This is a genomic window from Pseudomonas vranovensis DSM 16006 (genome assembly GCF_000425805.1).
Classification (GTDB): Bacteria; Pseudomonadota; Gammaproteobacteria; order Pseudomonadales; family Pseudomonadaceae; genus Aquipseudomonas; species Aquipseudomonas vranovensis.
Map to the genome: position 1 here is coordinate 567,521 of NZ_AUED01000001.1, position 20,729 is coordinate 588,249.

The following is a 20,729-nucleotide window of genomic DNA, read 5'->3' on the forward strand; positions in this document are numbered from 1 at the left end:
GTGACCGGCGAGGTCACAACGCGCCGGTGTTCATCGGTAGGTGATGAGTTCCGGTACCCTCAACAGCTGCACATGGGCCTGGCTGTTGAAGGAGGCCAGGGCCACCTCGCGGCCACGAAACCTCAGTTGGCTGAGCGAGGTGTTGATGATCTGCCAGTTGAGCTCGAAGGCCTGGCTGGCAGTGATACGGGTTACGCGGTGAAGCAAGGCGGCAATGGTGCCGCCTGAAGTAAAGATTGCAATGTTGTCGTTGCTGTCCGCTTGCTGCAGTACGCGCGAAAGGCCGCCATCGACCCGCTCGACAAAACCCTGCCAGGACTCCAGGCAATCACTTTGATGTTCACCGCCATGCCAGCGTTGGATAAGCAGGGCGAACAAGCGCTGGAATTCGCGACGGTTCTGCGCACCGTTGCGCAGGATATGCAAGGCCTCGGGCTCTTCGGGCAGCAGGCCCGGGAGCAGGCTGCGGATCACATCGTCGGCGTCGAACTCATTGAAGGCCGTATCGGTTTCCAGCAGCGGGACCTCGCAACCTGCATTGTGCATGGCCGCCAGGGCCAGGCGAGCGGTGTCCTGCTGGCGACGCAGGTCGCCGGCCAGGCAGCGATCAAGGCGCAACCCCAACTGGGCAAGGTGCTCGCCGAGTGCTTCACTCTGGCGGATGCCCATGGGCGAGAGAACGTCATAGTCGTCTGCACCAAAGGAGGCCTGGCCATGTCGAATCAGGTAGATGCTGCCCACGTCGTCTGCCTGCAAGAAGAATGAGCCGAGGTTAGGGCGCCGTCGACAGGCTGTCAACGGAAAAACATACAAGCGTTTGAAAAGAGCGTTTGAACTGCATTTCCGGAAATTTCCTACATTGGCAGCAGTGCCGCCGCGTCGGTATGCTTGACTATCGGTTCGCGCCACAGGGGCGCAGGCATGTTAAGGAGTTACTGTGGAGTTTCTTGCAGAGTACGCAAGCTTTCTCGCCAAGACCGCGACCCTGGTGATCGCGATTCTGATTGTCCTGTCGGCGATTGCCGGGTTGCGCGGCAAGGGCCGGCGCAAGGGGGGCGGGCAGTTGCAGGTCAGCAAGCTCAACGAGTTCTACAAGGACTTGCGCGAGCGCTTGGAGTCCAGCCTGCTGGACAAGTCCCAGCTCAAGGCGCTGCGCAAGCAGCAGGCCAAGGCCGAGAAGCAACTCAAGAAGAAGCCCGAGGATAAATCGCGGGTGTTCGTCCTGGATTTCGATGGCGACATAAAGGCATCGGCCACTGAAAGCCTGCGCCATGAGATCACCGCATTGCTGACCCTGGCCACCCCGCGCGATGAAGTGGTGCTGCGCCTGGAAAGTGGCGGTGGCATGGTGCATAGCTATGGCCTGGCGGCTTCGCAACTGGCGCGTATTCGCCAGGCGGGCATACCGTTGACCATCTGCATCGACAAGGTCGCTGCCAGCGGTGGCTACATGATGGCGTGCATTGGCGAGAAAATCGTCAGTGCGCCTTTCGCCATCCTCGGGTCGATCGGCGTGGTGGCCCAATTGCCCAACGTCAATCGCCTGCTGAAAAAGCACGATGTCGACTTCGAGGTGTTCACCGCTGGCGAATACAAGCGCACGGTGACCGTGTTCGGCGAGAACACCGAGAAGGGCCGGGAGAAGTTCCAGGAAGACCTGGATGTGACCCATCAGTTGTTCAAGGACTTCGTTTCGCGTTATCGCCCGCAGTTGCATATCGACGAAGTGGCTACCGGCGAAGTCTGGCTGGGTGTCGCGGCGCTGAACAAGCAATTGGTCGACGAACTCAAGACCAGCGATGAATACCTGGGCGAGCGGGCACGGGAATCGAACCTGTACCACCTGCACTTCGCCGAGCGTAAAAGCCTGCAGGAGCGGGTAGGGCTGGCGGCCAGCGGGTCGATCGAAAACACCCTGCTGGGGTTGTGGAGCAAGCTCGGTCGCTGGCGATAAGCATTATGTAGCGCCTTTGGCGTCGGTAAAGCGGTTCTCCTTTCGGTCTCATTCGCCCAAGGAGAAACCGCGATGCCAACCCCTCGCTCGATATCCATCCCCGGCCTCAATGGCCCCTTCCTGCAAAGCCGCTTGCCCGACTGGCTCAAGCACGCCACGCCAGACGACGTTGAGCGCTTGCGCAACCACCAGGTCGCCGAGCAATTCACCTCGACCGGCACTGCCGACTGGTTCAGCAGTGCCCTGCCAGGCGAGCGCCAGGCGTTGCTCGACTATCAGGCTCGCAGGCGCGCCTCGGCCCAGGCACTGGCAACCTCCCTCAAACCGCTCAAGGGCATCGGCGAGTTTGCCGAGCCCTTGTTTCGAGCGCGCCTGACCCATGAGCTGGGTATCACACCAGACGTGGACACGGTGGAATTCGTCCAGTTTCATCCCGAATCACATCTGCTTGGTTTCATCGTCAAGAACGTTCCGCGTCGTCAGAGCCTGATGCAGGCCGCCCTGCAGAATTTTGCCGAGGACACCAAGTTTGAAAAGGGCAGCGCCCTGGCGCCTAAGGATGCACTGCTCATGGAGCTGTTGCCGGCAACCGAGCAAGCGTATCCGCGCTTTGGCTATCGCTATCAGAGCAAGCTGGACATTGAACCCAGCCGGTTCGCCCGCCTGTGCCATGAGTTGGACCTGGGTGGGCAGTACCAGCAGCACCTGCAACAGGTGTTCGAGGCCCCCGAAACCCGCGCCCAGATACGTACCCAGGCCATTGCCACCCGCAAGGACCAGTTGCGGGTTCAGATGCAGATCGCTTTCATGAAAGGGGCGATCAGTGCGCAAGCCCGGCAGATGCTGAGCAGCCTGTTGCAGGGGGAGCGCGCAGCGCACTTCAACGGCAAACCGGTGCGTTGCTGGCGAATGGAAATGTTCGGTGCGCCGTTGGCCGAAGTGGTGGTGATGGGCGCTGACCGGGAGCGCAGTGAGCAGGTTGAGCCGATTGTGGTGTATATGCCTGGCGCGCCCTTGTGTCCCTTGAAGGAGTACCCCTCGGCATCCGCGGCCTTGCAGGACTTGCACATCAATCTGGGTTCGCCGGCTTATCAGGTGTTGCTGCGCCAGTATGCGGGCAAGGCCCGGGAGTCCCATGTGCTGGACCAGCTCAACAGTGTGCTGTACCACCAGGTGCAACAAGCCAACGGCGTTTATGTCCGCCAGCTCAATCCCCACGGCAACCTGCAGGTACGTGAAGAGCCGATTGACGCCGAGCTGTTCGGTTACCTGCAAGACCGCCACCTGGAACGACTCAAGGCTGACGCCAGAGTCCTTGCCGTACCCAGCGCCGACGTAGACGAGCAAGCCCGTGAAGCTCGCCTGGCGTACTGGGAAGGTATCGGGTTCAACGTGCTCAATGCGGCGGCCTTCTTTGTACCGGGACTGAGCGAAGTGATGGCCGTGGTCGGTGCTGCGCAACTGGTCAATGAGGTGGTCGAGGGGGCTCAAGCCTGGGAGGATGGCGACCTGGATCAGGTGTGGGCGCATTTGCAGTCGGTGGGGCTGAACATCGCGCTGGTGGCCGGGCTGGGAATGGCCGGTGGTGCGGCTGCCAGGCTGGAGTCGAATGAGTTCGTGGACTGCCTGGTCCAGGTCAAACGACCAGATGGTCAGGTTCGTCTATGGAAACCGGACCTGACACCGTATGCCAGTGATATCGCGCTGGTCGGTCACGAAAGTAACGAGCAAGGGCTTTTCCAGATAGCCGACAAACACTACATACGCCTCGACAATCGCGCCCACGAAGTCACTCATGACGCTCACGGTGAGTGGCGCATGGTTCATCCCCATGATCCCCTGGCGTATCAACCACTGCTTCGGCACAACGGTCAAGGCGGATGGGTGGCGCATGGCGAGCAGCCGCTGACCTGGCGCCGCACCCAGCTGATGCGCCGCTTAGGCCCTCTCGCGGAGGGGGTGGACGATACGCAGTTGATGATCGCCGCCGACATCAGCGGTATCAGTGACGATGTGCTGCGAACCGTGCATGTGGCCCAGGCACCGATGCCGCCGCTGTTGATCGATACCTTGCAACGTCTACAGCTGAACCGTCAGCTCGATACCTGGATCGGCAACGTGCGCAATGGCCTGCCAGGTGGGGTTGGCCGGGATTGTGCTGCCTTGTTGGCGATCGAAATGCCAGGGTGGCCTCGCCGACCGATCGAGGTCATCGACGGCGCCGAGTTTTCGCCCGTGTCGACGCACTACGGCCAGGAGCGCTGGCCTGGAGTTGAACCCCTCAAGGTGCCGATGAGTGAACTGGTTGCCAATCGACTGCCGGAAATAGTACTGCGGGACTTTGATGAGCAGGCCATCAACCAATTGCTTGGTGTCCATGTACAGCGTGCCGACCGATTGCAGACGTTGCGCACGCTGATGGCGCAACAGGCGGAGCACGGCCGCAGGATACTGTTCAAGCGAATCTTTGCCGCGTCGGGCAACTCGGCCAGCGCTGAAGCGAGCTTGCTGCAACGGAGTTTTGCGACGTTACCGACCCAGGTCTGCGAAGAGCTCGTCAGTCATGCCACCCCGCTGGAGTTTGAGAAAATGCAGGGTGCCGATGCCCGCCTGCCTTTGCGTTTGGCCGAAGAGGCGCGTCTCTATCAGCGCCAGATCCGACTCAACCGCGCCTTTGAGGGCATCTATTGGCCGCAGCTATCGAGCCTTGACAGCGACTGTCTGGCGGTGCGGATGCTCGAAGGTCTGCCAGGCTGGAGTGGGAAGATTCACCTGCGGGTATACGACGGCAGCGTCAATGGCACGCTCATCGCCGAGGTGGGCGAGTCGAGCGGAACGCCCAAGACCTTGGTGTGCAGGCCCGCAGGATACAGTGCCTACGATGCGCAGGGTAACGAATTGACCACCGATGATACGCTGGCCAGCGCGCTGCTCAAGGCGTTGCCGGACAGTGAGCGGCAGGCGCTGGGCCTGCAGTTGAGCGATCATGAGCGCCTGCGCACAGCATTGGTCAGGCTTGCAGCGGGGGATCGGCTGCGCGCCTCGGCAGTGCTTGGTCAGCAACCTGTGCAGCCCTGGTTGCGCACGCCCCTGCGATTGGCTGATGGCCGTGTGGGGTACCCGCTCAGCGGCCGAGGCGCTGCGAGTGTTCGGTTCAGTAGTGCCCTGAAGCGCCAGGTGCGCAGCTTGTACCCCGTGTTGAGTGATGATGAACTCGGGCCCTTTCTGGAGGCGCTGGGGGCGTCGGATGCCGAGCGGATTGCCGCACTGACGCAGCGCCACGAGCAATACCGACATCTGGTAGAGGTCCTGGACCGCTGGGTCGATCGACGCCAACTCGTCGATGCGGGCGACGGCTGGGCCCGGACGGTGCGTTCCGCTGACTTGTACCGGGTTGCCGAACGTATCAAGAAGGCGTGGCGTCGGGAGACCATCCGTGTACACAGCGCCGATGGTCGATGTATTGGGTATCGCCTGGACCTGGGGGACATACGCTTGGGGAGCTTGCCGGGCTTATCGGCGGACTTCAGTCATGTTGCCGACTTGAACCTTGCCAATATGGGTTTGGGCAGCGTACCGGATGATTTCCTTCGGGCGTTCAGTAGCCTTCGCTGGCTGAGTCTTAACGGCAATCGCTTGCACAGGCTGGGGGAGGTGGTGGGTGAGTTGCAACAACTGACCAAACTCAGTCTTCAGAACAACAATCTTGTCATCAATGAAGCGTCTCAGTCGGTGCTCAATCGACTGACCAACCTGAAGTTTTTGCAACTGGAAAACAACCCCCTGGGCAGACCGCCAGCGCTCACCCATTTACCGCAGATACTCAACTTGACGTTGAGAAATACAGGCATCCACGACTGGCCGGCAGGCGTGTTTGAGTTGCAACGGTTACTGGTCCTGGATTTGCGCGACAACCAGATTGCCCGTATTCCGGCGGATGTCCTCGAGCCCTCGGCCCAGGCCGCCCGGTTCGACTGGGTCAATGCGGTGACCAATTTGAGCGGTAATCCGCTTGATGCCCAGAGCCTTGCCCGCCTGGGCAGCTATCGTCAGCGCACCGGTACGACATTCGGGATTAGGACGGGGCAGCGAGCAGGGCATGTACGCGTCGATGCCTCGCCGGCGCACGCTTCCTCTCGGTGGCTGGTCGGCGTCGATGCCGGTCAGCGTGCGCAGATAACCCAGTACTGGGGTACGTTGGCTGCTGAGCCGGACAGCGGCGACTTCTTCCGGTTGCTCGACGACCTGCGCAACACCGCCGACTTTCAGCGTGGCTATGCCGTGTTGCGCGAGCGAGTGTGGAAGGTGCTCGCGGCTGCCAACAACAGCACGCGCCTGCGCCAGGAGTTGTTCGAGCTTGTGGCGCATCCGCATACATGCGGCGACGGTACGATCCTGGTGTTCAGTCAGCTGGAAGTGATGGCGCTGGTACAGGAAGCGCGTGAGAGCGGGACAGTCGTCGGCGCCGAACATGCACTGATGGAGTTGGCGCGGGGATTGAGTCGCCTGGACGCTGTCGAGCGAATTGCCTTGCGCGAGATCGCTGTGCGGCGTGAGGCGGGTCGGTCGGTCGACGAGGTAGAAGTTCGCCTGGCTTACCGGATTGGATTGGCCGAGCGGCTCGAACTTCCGGGGCAGCCGCGACGCATGATCTATGTGGGGAAGGCCGAAGTCAGCCAGGTACTACTGGACGCTGCCGGTACCGAAGTGTTGGAAGGCGAGACGGCCGACGCCTTGAAGGCATCTATTGTGAGTCGGGATTTCTGGGTGGAGTTCCTCAAGTCGCGCTATCGCGCACGTTTCGATGAGGCCAACCGGCCCTATTTTTCCCGGCTCGTAGCGTTGGACAAAGACAAGGAAAGGATGAGTGACCAGGTTTACCTCGAAAACATTGAAACCATTCAACAACGTCGTGCCGCTGAAGAACAGCGATTGGTAGAGGACCTGACCGCAACGATCTGGAACACCCTGCCAGGCCAGGTTACCCATTTGTAGTTGCCTGGAATCAAAACGGCTCCCGCGCCAGGGATGGCACGGGAGCCGTTTTCGTCAACGACGACGGAACAGCGGTTGCGGTTCGTCGGTGGCGGCCTGGTAGGTCACCGAAAAGTCTTTCAGGCTTTCCAGGGCTTCGACCGGGTCCTTGTCGGCGCGCAGGGCAAAGGCGTCGAAACCGCAGCGTTTCAGGTAGAACAGCTGGTCACGCAGTACATCGCCAATGGCACGCAGCTCGCCAGTGAACTTGTAGCGGTCACGCAACAGGCGCGCATTGGAGTAGTTGCGCCCGTCGGTGAAGGCCGGGAAGTTCAGGGCGATCACTTGGAAGTGTCCGACGTCGTCGCCGATTTCCTCGGCTTCTTCATCGGCGTCCAGCCACACACCCAGGCCGCCGTCGCGGGCCTTGAGTACATGGGCGTGGTCACGCCAGAACTGCAACGGCACGATGTAGTCATCACAGTTGGTCAACTCGTCGAAGTTGGCGTCCTTGGGCAGCAGGTGCCAGGTTTCGTCGACGATTTCGTTGTTCTTAATGATTCGCTGCATAGACGCGTTCCTTGAAAGGGTCGATGCCAATACGTTGGTAGGTGTCGATGAAACGCTCGTCTTCGGTACGTTTTTCAACGTAGACGTCGATCAGCTTCTCGATCACATCCGGCATGTCGTCCTGGGCGAAGGACGGGCCGAGGATCTTGCCCAGGCTGGCGTCGCGGCTGGCGCTGCCACCCAGGGATACCTGGTAGAACTCCTCACCTTTCTTGTCCACCCCGAGGATGCCGATGTGGCCGACGTGGTGGTGACCACAGGCGTTCATGCAGCCGGAGATGTTCAGGTCCAGTTCACCGATGTCGAACAGGTAGTCCAGGTCGTCGAAACGGCGCTGGATGGATTCGGCGATCGGGATCGACTTGGCGTTGGCCAGGGAGCAGAAATCGCCCCCCGGGCAGCAGATGATGTCGGTCAGCAGGCCGATGTTCGGCGTAGCGAATCCGTTCTCGCGCAGTTCCAGCCACAGGGCGTGAAGCTGACTCTGCTCGACGTCGGCCAGGATGATGTTCTGCTCGTGCGAGGTGCGCAGCTGGCCGAAGCTGTAGCGCTCGGCGAGGTCGGCCACGGCATCGAGCTGCTTGTCGGTCAGGTCGCCCGGGGCAACGCCGGTCGGCTTGAGCGACAGGGTCACGGCAACGTAGCCAGGCTTCTTGTGCGCCAGTACGTTGCGGGTGCGCCAGCGGGCAAAGCCCGGGTGCTGTTGTTCGAGCTCGCTGAAGTCGAGGTTGTCGAGCACCTTGTAGTCCGGGTCGACGAAGTGCTTGGCTACGCGCTGCACTTCGGCTTCGGTCAGGGTCGTGCTGCCACCACGCAGGTGGGCCATTTCGGCATCGACCTTCTCGGCGAAGACTTCAGGGGTAAGGGCCTTGACCAGGATCTTGATCCGCGCCTTGTACTTGTTGTCGCGACGGCCGTAGCGGTTGTACACCCGCAGGATCGCGTCCAGGTAGCTGAGCAGGTCCTGCCAGGGCAGGAACTCATTGATGAAGGCGCCGACCACCGGGGTGCGGCCCAGGCCGCCACCGACCAGTACGCGAAAGCCCAGCTCGCCTGCGGCGTTGTACACCGGCTCCAGGCCGATGTCGTGGACTTCGATGGCCGCGCGGTCGCTGGTCGAGCCGTTGATGGCGATCTTGAACTTGCGCGGCAGGTAGGCGAATTCGGGGTGGAAGGTGGTCCACTGACGGACGATCTCGCACCAAGGGCGCGGGTCGATCACTTCATCGGCGGCCACACCGGCGAACTGGTCGGTGGTGACGTTGCGCAGGCAGTTGCCGCTGGTCTGAATGGCGTGCATCTGCACGGTGGCCAGCTCAGCCAGGATCTCGGGGATGTCTTCCAGCGCAGGCCAGTTGTACTGCACGTTCTGCCGGGTACTGATGTGGGCGTAGCCCTTGTCGTAGTCGCGCGCGATCTTCGCCAGCATCCGCGTTTGACGCGAGGTCAGCTGGCCATAGGGCACCGCGACCCGCAACATCGGGGCAAAACGTTGAATATAGAGGCCATTTTGCAGGCGCAGGGGGCGGAACTCTTCTTCGCTCAGCTCACCGGCCAGGTAGCGGCGGGTCTGATCACGGAACTGCTTGACGCGGTCCTCGATGATCCGCTGATCGTACTCGTCGTATACGTACATAGGGGTCCTGTTCTCAAGCTGCTTGCAGCTAATCGCGCGCACGGCCGCGCACTCCCAAGCGGAGCGGACGAAAGATAGCAGTTTGCGTTTATGCGCAAAAGTGATGTTTTTGCATATGAAAAGAACCATTTGGACTAAGTGAGACTGACTGGCATTTGGCTGTTTGGGCCCCGCTGGTGTTTATAATTGACGGTTTGAATGGCAGGAGCGAATCCGCATGCTCAAGGCCCTGTGCCGAAGTCTGTGCCTGAGTCTGCCGTTGGTGGCCAGTGCCCAGGGCGCGTCGGTGGTGTTCCTCAATCCGGGTTATTCCAACGAAACGTTCTGGGTCAGTTACTCGCGCTTCATGCAAGCCGCCGCCAGCGACCTGGGAATGGACCTGAGCATCCAGTACAGCGAGCGCCGGCCAGCGCTGGCGCTGACCCAGGCACGCCAGGTACTCGAAAGTGCGCAGCGCCCCGACTACCTGGTGCTGGTCAACGAGCAGTACATCGCGCCCGAAATCATCCGTCTGTCGCACGACAGCGGGGTCAAGCTGTTCCTGGTCAACAACGGCCTGACTGAAAATCAGGCAAGACTTATCCAGGAGCATCCGGACAAGTACGCGCCCGTGCTCGGGACCCTGGTTGGCAATGACGAGCAGGCGGGCTACCAGATGCTCAAGGAACTGATTGCCTTGCGCGCCCGGCCGGGCATCACGCGGCCTATCGAGATGCTGGCTTTTTCCGGCATCAAGACCACGCCGGCTGCGCAACTGCGCGAAAAGGGCATGCGCCGGGCCCTGGCCGAGCACCCCGAGGTGCGCCTGCGCCAGGTGGTGTATGGCGGCTGGGGCAAGGAGCGGGCCTTTGAGCAGGCCCAGCAACTGCTCAAGCGCTACCCGAAGATCGAACTGGTCTGGTCGGCCAATGACGAGATGGCCTTTGGCGCCATGCAGGCGTTTGCCGAGGCCGGGCGCATGCCGGGCCAGGATGTGCTGTTCAGTGCTGTCAACAGCTCCCCGCAGGCCTTGCAGGCGCGTATCGACGGGCGCTTGAGCGTGTTGATGGGCGGGCACTTTTCGCTGGGGGGCTGGGCCATGGTCCTGTTGCACGATGATGCGCACAACCTGCCCATCGACCGTGATGGTCATCGCGATCACCAGATACCGGCGCTGCAACTGATCGATCCAGTACGGGCGCGCCGCTGGCTGAACCAGCAAGGCCGGGACGACTATGGCCTGGACTTTCATCGCTTCAGCGCCGAGGGGCATTCGGCGGACTACCGCTACCCCTTTCTTGAGGCGCCGGTCAACTATTGAAAACCCCTGCTTGAGCAAAGGGCATTGCTGGACTTAACTGCTACGGGTGACATGCATTCCCATAACCACTACAAGAGGCGATGCAATGGGAAACTCGACCAAAGCGGGTAAGAGTGACAGCAGTGTCGATGCCTGGGCGATACTCTGTCTGATCATCCTGGTAGTCGTGACCGCCGTGTACTGGGTCAGCCACCAGTGACATCACGCGATGGGTAACCATGAACCGCCCGCAGAATGGACATCTGCGGGCGGATTGCATTTCAGCGGGCAGTAAGGTGCATGGCCAGTTGCACCAGCCCCACCAAGACCAGAATGAAAATCAAGGTGAACACGGTGCCCAGCGCGATGAAGTGGCTGGCCTTGCCGTGGTTGAAGTCGCGGGCGCGGTTCTTGCCGCTTTGAACGCCAAACGCCGCTGCCAGGATGCTTTGCAGCATCTGCCAGAAGGTGGGTGGCTTGCCTTGGGCTGGGTCGTCCATGAGTAAGTCCTTGGTGTAGGAGTTTTCTCAGTCTAGACCGGATCGCGGGGCAAGCCCGCTCCTACCTTGACCGGTGGGAGCGGGCTTACCCCGCGATTTCAGTTCTCGTACCCCAGATTTGGCGCCAGCCAGCGCTCACTCACGTTCAGGTCCTGGCCCTTGCGCGCGGTGTAGCTCTGCACCTGGTCCTTGTCGACCTTGCCCACGGCAAAGTACTGCGCCTGTGGGTGGGCGAAGTACCAGCCACTGACCGCCGCCGCGGGGAACATGGCGAAGTGTTCGGTAAGGAACACACCGCTGGGGCCGGTCTCGCCGATGGCGGTGCCATCGAGCAGGCGGAACAGGGTTTCTTTCTCGGTGTGGTCAGGACAGGCCGGGTAGCCCGGGGCAGGGCGGATGCCCGAGTACTGCTCCTTGATCAGTGCTTCGTTGTCCAGGTGCTCGTCCTTGGCGTAGCCCCAGTAGTCTTTACGCACCTGCTCGTGCAGCCACTCGGCACAGGCTTCGGCCAGGCGGTCGGCCAGGGCCTTGACCATGATCGAATTGTAGTCGTCGCCCTTGTCCTGATAGGCCTTGGCCACTTCTTCGGCGCCGATGCCGGCGGTGGTGATAAAGCCACCCACGTAGTCGGTGATGCCGGTTTCCTTGGGTGCGACAAAGTCGGCCAGGGAGAAGTTGGGCTTGCTGTCCGGCTTGATGGTCTGCTGGCGCAGGTGATGAAGCTGGGCCAGCGGCTGGCCGTCGGCGCCATAGACTTCGATATCGTCATGGTTGACCTGGTTGGCCGGCCAGAAGCCGAACACGGCACGGGCGCTGATCAGTTTCTCGTCGATCAGCTTGGCGAGCATCTCCTGGGCGTCTTTGAACAAGGCGGTGGCTGCCTCGCCGACCACTTCGTCGGTGAGGATGCGCGGGTACTTGCCCGCCAGGTCCCAGGAGATAAAGAACGGCGTCCAGTCGATGTACTCGGCCAATACCTTGAGGTCGATGTTCTCCAGCACCTTGACGCCGGTGAAACTCGGCACTGCCGGCTGGTAGCCGGCCCAGTCGTACTTCGGCTTGGCGGCAATCGACTGCGCGTAGCTCAGGCGCTCGGTACGGGCACTGCGGTTGGCGGTGCGTTCGCGCACGTCGATGTAGTCCAGGCGAGTCTTCTCGACAAAGCCCGGCTTGAGTTCCTTGGACAGCAGCTGCGTGGCCACACCCACCGCACGCGAGGCGTCGGTCACATACACCACCGCATCGTTGCTGTACTTGGGCTCGATTTTCACCGCGGTATGCGCCTTGGAGGTGGTCGCGCCACCGATCATCAACGGCAGGTGGAAATCCTGGCGCTGCATTTCGCGGGCAACATGGACCATCTCGTCCAGCGACGGGGTGATCAGGCCGGACAGCCCGATAATGTCGCACTTCTGCTCGCGAGCGGTCTGCAGGATCTTCTCGGCCGGCACCATCACGCCCAGGTCGACGATGTCGTAGCCGTTACAGCCCAGCACCACGCCGACAATGTTCTTGCCGATGTCGTGTACGTCACCCTTGACCGTGGCCATGAGGATCTTGCCCTTGGCTTCGGGCTTGTCGCCTTTCTCGGCTTCGATGAAGGGGATCAGGTGGGCAACGGCCTGCTTCATGACGCGTGCGGACTTCACCACCTGGGGCAGGAACATCTTGCCGGCGCCGAACAGGTCGCCGACCACGTTCATGCCGCTCATCAGCGGGCCCTCGATCACTTCGATGGGCCGCGCGCATTGCTGGCGGCATTCCTCGGTGTCTTCGACGATAAAGGCGGTAATGCCCTTGACCAGCGCGTGCTCCAGGCGTTTGTCGACCGGCAGCGAGCGCCATTCTTCGTTCTCGACTTCCTTGACCGCGCCGCCGCCCTTGTAGTCGTCGGCAATCGCCAGCAGGGCGTCGGTGCCTTCCGGGGTACGGTTGAGCACCACGTCCTCGACCCGCTCGCGCAGCGCGGGAGGGATCTCGTCGTAGATTTCCAACTGGCCAGCGTTGACGATACCCATGGTCAAGCCATTCTGGATCGCGTGGTAGAGGAACACCGAGTGGATCGCCTCGCGCACCGGGTTGTTGCCGCGGAACGAGAACGAGACGTTGGACACCCCGCCGGAGCTCAGTGCGTAGGGCAGGTGGTCGCGGATGTAGGCGCAGGCTTCGATGAAGTCCACGGCATAGTTGTTGTGCTCTTCGATGCCGGTGGCCACGGCGAAGATGTTCGGGTCGAAGATGATGTCTTCAGGCGGGAAGCCCACCTCATTGACCAGGATGTCGTAGCTGCGCTGGCAGATCTCGCGCTTGCGCGCGGCGGTGTCGGCCTGGCCGACTTCGTCGAAGGCCATCACCACCACGGCGGCGCCATAGCGCTTGCACAGTTTGGCGTGATACTTGAAGGCCTCGACGCCTTCCTTCATCGAGATCGAGTTGACGATGCCCTTGCCCTGGATGCACTTGAGGCCCGCTTCGATCACTTCCCACTTGGAGGAGTCGATCATGATCGGCACGCGCGAGATGTCGGGTTCACCGGCGATCAAATTGAGGAACTTGACCATGGCCGCCTGGGAATCGAGCATCCCTTCGTCCATGTTGATGTCGATCACCTGGGCACCGGCTTCAACTTGTTGCAGCGCCACTTCCAGGGCTTCGGTGTAGTTCTCTTCGCGGATCAGCCGGGCGAACTTGGCGGAGCCCGTGATGTTGGTGCGCTCGCCGACGTTGACGAACAGCGAGCTGCGATCGATGGTGAAGGGCTCCAGGCCCGACAGCCGGCACGCCTTGGGAATGTCCGGGATGGCGCGCGGTGGGTATTTGCCGACCGCTTCGGCAATCGCCTGGATGTGGCCGGGGGTGGTGCCGCAGCAACCGCCGATGATGTTGAGAAAACCGCTGGCGGCGAACTCCTCGACCACCACGGCCATCTCGGCCGGGGTTTCGTCGTACTCGCCGAAGGCGTTCGGCAGGCCGGCGTTGGGGTGCGCGGAGACATGGGTGCCGGCCTTGGTCGACAGCTCTTCCAGGTACGGACGCAGGTCCTTGGCGCCGAGAGCACAGTTCAGGCCCACCGAGATCGGGTTGGCGTGGCGCACCGAGTTCCAGAAAGCCTCGGTGGTCTGGCCGGACAGGGTGCGGCCGGAGGCATCGGTGATGGTGCCGGAAATCATGATTGGCAATTCGAGGCCGTCTTCCTCGAACACCTGCTGCACGGCAAAGATGGCCGCCTTGGCGTTGAGGGTGTCGAAGATGGTCTCGATCAGGATCAGGTCGGCGCCGCCCTCGATCAGGCCACGGGTGGCCTCGATGTAGTTTTCTACCAACAGATCGAAGGTGACGTTGCGAAAGCCTGGATCGTTGACATCCGGGGAGATGGAGCAGGTGCGGCTGGTCGGGCCGAGCACGCCGGCAACGAAACGGGGTTTGTCCGGCGTCTCGAGGGTCTTGGCATCGGCGACCTGACGGGCGATACGCGCGCCTTCGACGTTCAGCTCGTACACCAGCGACTCCATGCCGTAGTCGGCCTGGGAAATCTGCGTGGCGTTGAAGGTATTGGTTTCGAGGATATCGGCGCCAGCGTCAAGATAGGCCTTTTCGATGGCGGCGATGACATCCGGGCGCGAGAGCAGCAACAGGTCGTTGTTGCCTTTGACGTCGCTTGGCCAATCGGCGAAGCGCGTGCCACGATAGTCGTGTTCCTCGAGGCGGTAGCTTTGGATCATAGTACCCATGCCGCCATCGAGAATCAGAATGCGCTCTTTGAGTGCTTGCTGAAGTGCTTGGAAACGAGCGCTGCGGTCAGACATAGGACTACCTGGTCGGGCGAAAACAAAAGTTGCGGAATAATAACAAAGCTGCGCGGTTTTTAGACGTGTCGAAGGTTTACATGAATTTCATTCATGTTGGCGCGCCGCCAGCACCGGTAGAATCGTGAAGCTATCAATACCCAGGACATTCGGCACATGGTGCATCGTTTACTTGCCGGCGCTTTCGCCCTGTTCATCAGTGGCGCAGCGCTAGGGCAAGCCCCTCAATCGAGCCCGGCTATTTCATATACCCGGGATATCCAACCGATCTTCACCGAGAAATGCGTGGCCTGCCACGCCTGCAACGACGCTGCCTGCCAGCTCAACCTGGGCAGTGCCGAGGGCGCCTCGCGCGGCGCTTCGAAGGTGCCGGTGTACCAGGGTGACCGCAGCAAGGCCGTCGCCCCGACGCGGCTTTTCTACGATGCCCAAAGCACCGGGGCCTGGCAGCGCAAGGGTTTCTACTCGGTGCTCGACAACCAGGGCAGCCAGGCCGCGCTGATGGCACGGATGCTTGAGCTGGGCCACAAGACACCGCTGACGCCCAACGCCAAGCTGCCCGAAGAGATCGTCCTGGGCCTGAACCGCAACAACATGTGCCCGCAGCCGGGCGAGTTCGACGCCTACGCCGGTGCCCACCCCAAGGAGGGCATGCCACTGGCGGTCACCGGCCTTACCGATGCCGAGTACCAGACGCTGCAGCGCTGGCTTGCCGCCGGTGCCCCGGTGGAGCACGAGGCGATCCGGCCAAGCGCCACCGAGGCTGCGCAGATCGCCGACTGGGAAGCGCTGCTCAACCGCCCGGGTTCGACCGAGGCCTTGGTCGGCCGCTGGCTCTATGAGCATTTGTTCCTGGCCCACATCCATTTTGTGGGCGGTGAGCGCGGGCACTTCTTCCAGTGGGTGCGCTCGCGCACGCCCAGCGGCCAGCCGATCGACCTGATCGCCACGCGCCGGCCCAACGATCCGCCCGGCACCGACTTCTATTATCGCTTGATGCCGGTGCAAGGCGTGATCGTGCATAAAACCCACATCACCTACCCGATGGGCCCGAACAAGCTCAAGCGCGTCAAGCAGCTGTTCTACAGCGGCGACTGGCATGCCAATGCACTGCCAGGCTACGGCCCGCGCCACCGCGCCAACCCCTTCGAAACCTTCGAAGCGATTCCCGCCGTGGCCCGCTATCAGTTCATGCTCGATAACGCCGAGTACTTCGTGCGCACCTTCATCCGTGGCCCGGTGTGCCGCGGCCAGATTGCTACCGACGTGATCCGCGACCACTTCTGGGCGCTGTTCCAGGAACCGGCCCATGACCGCTATGTGACCGATGCCGAATACCGCGGCCAGGCCACACCGCTGCTGGCCATGCCCGGGCAGATCGACGACGTGGGCAGCATCATCAGCCTCTGGCATGCCTACCGCGACAAGCGCAACGAATACGAGAGCCTGCGCCGCGACACCTACGCCGACCTGCCGCCGCCAAGCTGGTCGACCCTGTGGGCCGGCAACGACAATGCGCTGCTGTCCATCTTCCGTCACTTCGACAGCGCCTCGGTGACCAAGGGCTTGATTGGCGATGTGCCCAAGACGATGTGGCTGTTCGACTACCCCCTGTTCGAGCGCACCTACTATCAGCTGGCCGTCAACTTCGACGTGTATGGCAACGTCTCGCACCAGGCGCAGACGCGCCTGTATTTCGACCTTATCCGCAATGGCGCCGAGGTCAACTTCCTGCGCCTGATGCCGGCCGATCAGCGGGGCGCGATCCTCAGCGACTGGTACCAGAACAGCGGCAAGGTGAAGATGTGGCTGGACTACGAGGATATCGACACCGATACCCCGACGGCCTTGAAGCTGGCAGCCAATGATCCCAAGCGCGATTTCGGCCTCAAGCTGATCCAGCGCACCGACAGCCTCAACGCCGCCCCCGATCCGATCAACCGTTGCATGAGCGCCTATTGCTCGCGCCCGGAAATGAGCGAGGAGTTTCGTGGCGTCGAGCAGGCCCTGAGCCGCCTGGTGTCGCGCCCGGCCGCAGGGCTGAAAGTGATCGGCCAGATGCCCGAGGCGACGATGCTGCGCATCGAGGGGCAGGGCGGCCAGCGCCAGGTCTACAGCCTGCTGCGCAATCGCGCCCACAGCAATGTGGCGTTCATGCTCGGCGAGGCCTACCGCTACCAGCCGGGCCTGGACAGCCTGACCCTGTACCCGGGCGTGCTCAGCAGCTACCCCAATTTCATCTTCAACATTCCGGCCAGCGACGTGCCGGAGTTTGTCGAGGACATGGAACTGGCGCGTGACGATACGGCCAAGTTCGAGCGCCTGGTCATGCGTTGGGGCGTGCGCCGCAGCCATCCGCAGTTCTGGCAGTACTTCCATGACCTGAGTACGTACATCCAGGAGACTGATCCGGTGGAAGCGGGCGTGCTCGACATGAACCGCTACGAGAACCTCTGAGCCTCGCCGCCGGGAAGGTCGGTTGACCTTTCCCGGCATCCTGCGGTCCCACCTGCAAGCGGCCCCGGTTCCGGCCGGGGCTTGGGTGGGATTTTCCAGCAGGTATCCGGATGCTGTTTTCGCTTCAAGCCTTGAGGGCGCTCGCCGCCTGGGTGGTGGTCTGTCACCACTTCATGCAGATCTTCTTCGACTTCCATGCCAGTGGCCCCATCGGCCAGTTCCTCACCGACCGGGGCGCCGTGGGGGTGGACATCTTTTTTGTCATCAGCGGGATGGTGATTTACCTGTCGACCCGCGACAAGGCCATCGCACCCCAGCGGTTTCTGCTCAACCGGGCGCTGCGTATCGTGCCGGCCTACTGGTTCTACACCGCGTTGATGGGCCTGTTGCTGCTTACGGCGCGGCAGTGGATGCCGCACCAGGCCGTCGATCTTGAGCATTTCGTGTTGTCGCTGCTGTTCATCCCGGCGGAGAACCCTGGTGGCTACGGTCAGTACCCGACGCTCAATGTCGGTTGGACCTTGAACTACGAAATGTTCTTCTACCTGTTGTTCTCGCTGGTATTTCTGGTACGCCAGCAGCACCGGGTACTGCTGGTGGCGGTGGTCTTGCTGCTGGTCAGCGAGGTGCTCACCCGGGCCGGGCTGCTCAATCATTTCTACCGCAACAACATCGTCTACGAGTTCTTGCTGGGGATCGGCATCGGCGTGCTGTATCGGCGCGGCTGGATTGTCCAGGGCCTGTGGCTGCCGCTGGCGATGCTGGCAATGGCGGCGGTGGCGATACATTTTCTCGATGCGTCGCGGCGCCTGCTGCACTGGGGCTTGCCCAGTGCCTTGATCGTACTGGCCTGCGTGTCGCTGGAGCCGTACTTCAAGGGCAACCGGTTGCTCAAGGCGCTGGGCGACAGCTCTTATTCGGTGTACCTGGTGCATGTGCTGGTGCTGTACGGTGGCTGGTTCGCCAGCCAGCGCCTGGGGATGAGCCCTTATGCGGTGTTTGCCCTGTGCGTGCCGTTGATTGCACTGCTGTCCTGGGGTAGCTACCTGCTGCTGGAAAAGCGCCTTTACCGCCAGTTGAGTGGCTGGTTCGCACCGCCTGCGGGGGGCCCCGTGCCTGTAACGCTTTCCCGACAAAATTACTAGGACTTTGTTCGGCGCCAAGGTTGGCGTAAACTGCCGGCAAGTCTGTGAGGAACTTCCATGAGCGCCATAACTATTACCGACGCCGCGCATGATTACCTGGCTGATCTGCTGTCCAAGCAGAACACCCCGGGTATTGGCATTCGCATCTTTATCACCCAACCAGGCACCACCTACGCCGAGACTTGCATTGCCTACTGCAAGCCGGGCGAAGAAAAGCCGGAAGACACCGCCGTGGGTCTTGCCAGCTTCACCGCCTACCTGGACGCCGTCAGCGTGCCGTTCCTTGAGGACGCCGTGGTCGACTACGCCACCGATCGCATGGGTGGCCAACTGACCATCAAGGCGCCGAACGCCAAGGTGCCGATGGTCAATGAAGACAGCCCGATCAACGAGCGCATCAACTATTACCTGCAAACCGAGATCAACCCGGGGCTGGCCAGCCACGGCGGTCAGGTCAGCCTGATCGAAGTGGTCGAGGATGGCATTGCCGTACTGCAGTTCGGCGGCGGTTGCCAGGGCTGCGGCCAGGCCGACGTCACCTTGAAGGAAGGCATCGAGCGGACCTTGCTCGAGCGTATCCCTGAGCTCAAGGGTGTGCGTGACGTGACTGACCACAGTCAGAAAGAGAACGCTTACTACTAAGGGCCTTCTGTTGCCTGGGTGGCCCTTCGCGGGGCAAGCCCGCTCCTACCCGTAGGAGCGGGCTTGCCCCGCGATTCCATTTCAAGGGAGGCCCACATGCAACGCATCCAGACCATCACCCCCTGCCTGTGGTTCGACCACCAGGCCGAGCAGGCCGTGCGGTTCTACATCCAGACCTTCGGCGGCTCTTCCAGAATTCTCAGCACCCGCTACTACAGCGATGTCGGCACCGAAATCCACGGGCGCCCGGCGGGTTCTGTCATGGCGATTTCCTTCGAACTCGACGGCCAGCAGTTCAGTGCGCTCAATGGCGGTCCGCATTTCAAATTCACTGAGGCCATCTCGCTTCAGGTCAACTGCCAGAGCCAGGCCGAGATCGACCACTACTGGAATACCCTCGGCGAAGAAGGTGACCCGCAGGCGCAGGTCTGTGGCTGGCTCAAGGACCGTTATGGCCTGAGCTGGCAGGTGGTACCGGTGCGATTGTTCGAGATGATCGAGGATCAGGACGCGGACAAGGCCGGGCGGGTCATGGCCGCAATGCTGCAAATGAAGAAGATGGACCTCGCGGCACTCGAGCACGCCTACGAGGGCGACTGAATCAGCGTTAGGGGCGCCATTGGCGAATTGTCGTTCGATCCACTGCTTGAACACCGTGGTCGCCGCGCTGTTGAAGCGGCCGCCGGGGCGCACGGAGTAGACCCCGGCTTCGCTGTCCAGTTGCCACCAGGCGGCTGGCGCTCAGCTCGCCAATGCTGTACCTGTACCGTTTTAAGTTGCAGCACCTGCGGGCCGCCGGTTCGCTCAAGTTGCACGCGCATGACCCTGTTCAGTTCAGGCGCAGCCCTCGCGTGCACTTACCAGGTCCAGGAATGACGAAATCACCTGGCTGTTGCGCCGCTCTGCCAGGCAGTACAGGTAGGTTTCGGTGTGTACCGGATCGCCCTGTAGACGGATGGTCTTGATCCGCGCATCGGCAATGAACTCCGCCTCCGACACCGCGCCCACGCCGATCCCGCGGATCACCGCCTCGCGCAGGGCTTCGCGGCTGCCGATCTCCATCACCACCCGCGGCGTGACCTCATGCTCGACCAAGGCTTTTGCCAGGGCCAGCCGGGTAGTGGAGCCGCTTTCGCGGTGCAGCAGGGGTTGGCCCTGCAGGGCTTGCAGGGGGACTTCATCGAAGCGGGCCAGCGGGTGCTCGACATGGGCAAACAGCACCACGGGGTGGCGGGCATACAACTGCGCGCTGAAGGCCGGGTCTTCATGCAGGCCTGCCAGCACCCCCACATCGGTCACATAGTTTTCCAGCTCCGCCAGCACCGTGGCCGAGTTGCCGACCTTGATCGACAAGTCGATCTGCGGGTACTGGTGGCGATAGGCATCGACCATCTCGATGACATGAAAGGGCCCCACCGCCCCGATCTTGAGCTGCCCACGATTGAGCTTGCCGGAGTCGCGCAGCAGGTTGAACGCTTCAAGTTCCAGCATGCCCAGTTGCTGGGCGATGGGCAGCAGTTGGCGACCCACTACCGTCAGCTCGATGCGCCGCCCGCGGCGATGGAACAGCTCGACGTTGTAGTCACGTTCCAGGGCCTGGATCTGCGTGGTTACCGTTGGCTGGCTCAAACCCAGGGCACGGGCGCCAGCGCTGAAGCTGCCCTGGCGGGCGACGGCGAGAAAGGTGCGCAACTTGGTGGTGGACATCCATAGCTTCCATCAATGGTTTTGCGGGAAAACGCATAGTGAATTGAAGCTGTGACTGT

Annotated in this window: 13 protein-coding genes; 7 read left to right on the plus strand and 6 right to left on the minus strand. The window is 61.8% G+C overall.

The features are described from left to right. Window positions 1–30: 30 nt before the first annotated feature. Window positions 31–741, minus strand: a complete 711-nt coding sequence (locus tag H621_RS0103055; RefSeq protein ID WP_028941939.1) for a histidine phosphatase family protein — start codon at window positions 739–741, stop codon at window positions 31–33. A gap of 196 nt (window positions 742–937) precedes the next feature. Here H621_RS0103055 and sohB point away from each other — a divergent pair, with 196 nt between their 5' ends. Both sohB and H621_RS0103065 read left to right on the plus strand, forming a co-directional pair. Beyond that, window positions 938–1,954 (plus strand): protease SohB, encoded by a 1,017-nt coding sequence (gene sohB, locus H621_RS0103060; protein ID WP_028941940.1) that lies wholly within the window; start codon window positions 938–940, stop codon window positions 1,952–1,954. A 72-nt stretch (window positions 1,955–2,026) separates the two neighbouring features. After that, window positions 2,027–6,949 (plus strand): NEL-type E3 ubiquitin ligase domain-containing protein, encoded by a 4,923-nt coding sequence (locus H621_RS0103065; RefSeq protein ID WP_028941941.1) that lies wholly within the window; start codon window positions 2,027–2,029, stop codon window positions 6,947–6,949. A gap of 54 nt (window positions 6,950–7,003) precedes the next feature. Here the strand turns inward: H621_RS0103065 and H621_RS0103070 are convergent, their stop codons facing one another. Together H621_RS0103070 and H621_RS0103075 are read right to left on the minus strand one after the other, a co-directional pair. Next, window positions 7,004–7,498, minus strand: a complete 495-nt coding sequence (locus H621_RS0103070) for a DUF934 domain-containing protein (RefSeq protein WP_028941942.1) — start codon at window positions 7,496–7,498, stop codon at window positions 7,004–7,006. Beyond that, window positions 7,482–9,134, minus strand: a complete 1,653-nt coding sequence (locus tag H621_RS0103075; protein ID WP_028941943.1) for a nitrite/sulfite reductase — start codon at window positions 9,132–9,134, stop codon at window positions 7,482–7,484. Before H621_RS0103075 ends, H621_RS0103070 begins: the two co-directional genes overlap by 17 nt. A gap of 217 nt (window positions 9,135–9,351) precedes the next feature. Here H621_RS0103075 and H621_RS0103080 point away from each other — a divergent pair, with 217 nt between their 5' ends. Continuing rightward, window positions 9,352–10,434, plus strand: coding sequence for an ABC transporter substrate-binding protein (locus H621_RS0103080; RefSeq protein WP_028941944.1), 1,083 nt, complete (start codon window positions 9,352–9,354; stop codon window positions 10,432–10,434). 260 nt (window positions 10,435–10,694) lie between these two features. On the opposite strand, the gene H621_RS0103090 is transcribed toward H621_RS0103080, so the two are convergent. Together H621_RS0103090 and metH are read right to left on the minus strand one after the other, a co-directional pair. Next, complete coding sequence (locus tag H621_RS0103090) at window positions 10,695–10,913, minus strand: DUF2970 domain-containing protein (protein ID WP_028941945.1); 219 nt, start codon at window positions 10,911–10,913, stop codon at window positions 10,695–10,697. Window positions 10,914–11,011: 98 nt separating this feature from the next. Then, a complete protein-coding gene (metH, locus tag H621_RS0103095; protein ID WP_028941946.1) occupies window positions 11,012–14,719 on the minus strand; it encodes a methionine synthase in 3,708 nt (1,235 codons plus the stop codon). A gap of 156 nt (window positions 14,720–14,875) precedes the next feature. On the opposite strand from metH, the gene H621_RS0103100 reads away from it, so the two are divergent. From H621_RS0103100 to H621_RS0103115, 4 genes are all read left to right on the plus strand, one after another. Next, window positions 14,876–17,176 (plus strand): fatty acid cis/trans isomerase, encoded by a 2,301-nt coding sequence (locus H621_RS0103100; RefSeq protein ID WP_028941947.1) that lies wholly within the window; start codon window positions 14,876–14,878, stop codon window positions 17,174–17,176. Window positions 17,177–17,286: 110 nt separating this feature from the next. Continuing rightward, entirely contained in the window at window positions 17,287–18,321 is a 1,035-nt protein-coding gene (locus H621_RS0103105; RefSeq protein WP_028941948.1) for an acyltransferase family protein, read from the plus strand. A gap of 57 nt (window positions 18,322–18,378) precedes the next feature. Further along, window positions 18,379–18,963 (plus strand): Fe-S biogenesis protein NfuA, encoded by a 585-nt coding sequence (gene nfuA / locus H621_RS0103110; protein WP_028941949.1) that lies wholly within the window; start codon window positions 18,379–18,381, stop codon window positions 18,961–18,963. A gap of 96 nt (window positions 18,964–19,059) precedes the next feature. Beyond that, on the plus strand, window positions 19,060–19,563 hold the full coding sequence (locus tag H621_RS0103115; protein ID WP_028941950.1) for a VOC family protein: 504 nt from the start codon (window positions 19,060–19,062) through the stop codon (window positions 19,561–19,563). A gap of 234 nt (window positions 19,564–19,797) precedes the next feature. Here the strand turns inward: H621_RS0103115 and H621_RS0103120 are convergent, their stop codons facing one another. After that, entirely contained in the window at window positions 19,798–20,670 is an 873-nt protein-coding gene (locus H621_RS0103120) for a LysR substrate-binding domain-containing protein (protein ID WP_028941951.1), read from the minus strand. Between the last annotated feature and the right edge of the window lie 59 nt (window positions 20,671–20,729).

Excerpts from the sequence above, each read along its gene's own strand:
- H621_RS0103120 (WP_028941951.1), bottom strand. The coding sequence starts at position 20,670 with ATGTCCACCACCAAGTTGCGCACCTTTCTCGCCGTCGCCCGCCAGGGC.
- H621_RS0103070 (WP_028941942.1), bottom strand. The coding sequence starts at position 7,498 with ATGCAGCGAATCATTAAGAACAACGAAATCGTCGACGAAACCTGGCAC.
- H621_RS0103105 (WP_028941948.1), top strand. The coding sequence starts at position 17,287 with ATGCTGTTTTCGCTTCAAGCCTTGAGGGCGCTCGCCGCCTGGGTGGTG.
- nfuA (WP_028941949.1), top strand. The coding sequence starts at position 18,379 with ATGAGCGCCATAACTATTACCGACGCCGCGCATGATTACCTGGCTGAT.
- H621_RS0103090 (WP_028941945.1), bottom strand. The coding sequence starts at position 10,913 with ATGGACGACCCAGCCCAAGGCAAGCCACCCACCTTCTGGCAGATGCTG.
- H621_RS0103115 (WP_028941950.1), top strand. The coding sequence starts at position 19,060 with ATGCAACGCATCCAGACCATCACCCCCTGCCTGTGGTTCGACCACCAG.
- H621_RS0103080 (WP_028941944.1), top strand. The coding sequence starts at position 9,352 with ATGCTCAAGGCCCTGTGCCGAAGTCTGTGCCTGAGTCTGCCGTTGGTG.
- H621_RS0103065 (WP_028941941.1), top strand. The coding sequence starts at position 2,027 with ATGCCAACCCCTCGCTCGATATCCATCCCCGGCCTCAATGGCCCCTTC.
- metH (WP_028941946.1), bottom strand. The coding sequence starts at position 14,719 with ATGTCTGACCGCAGCGCTCGTTTCCAAGCACTTCAGCAAGCACTCAAA.
- H621_RS0103100 (WP_028941947.1), top strand. The coding sequence starts at position 14,876 with ATGGTGCATCGTTTACTTGCCGGCGCTTTCGCCCTGTTCATCAGTGGC.
- H621_RS0103075 (WP_028941943.1), bottom strand. The coding sequence starts at position 9,134 with ATGTACGTATACGACGAGTACGATCAGCGGATCATCGAGGACCGCGTC.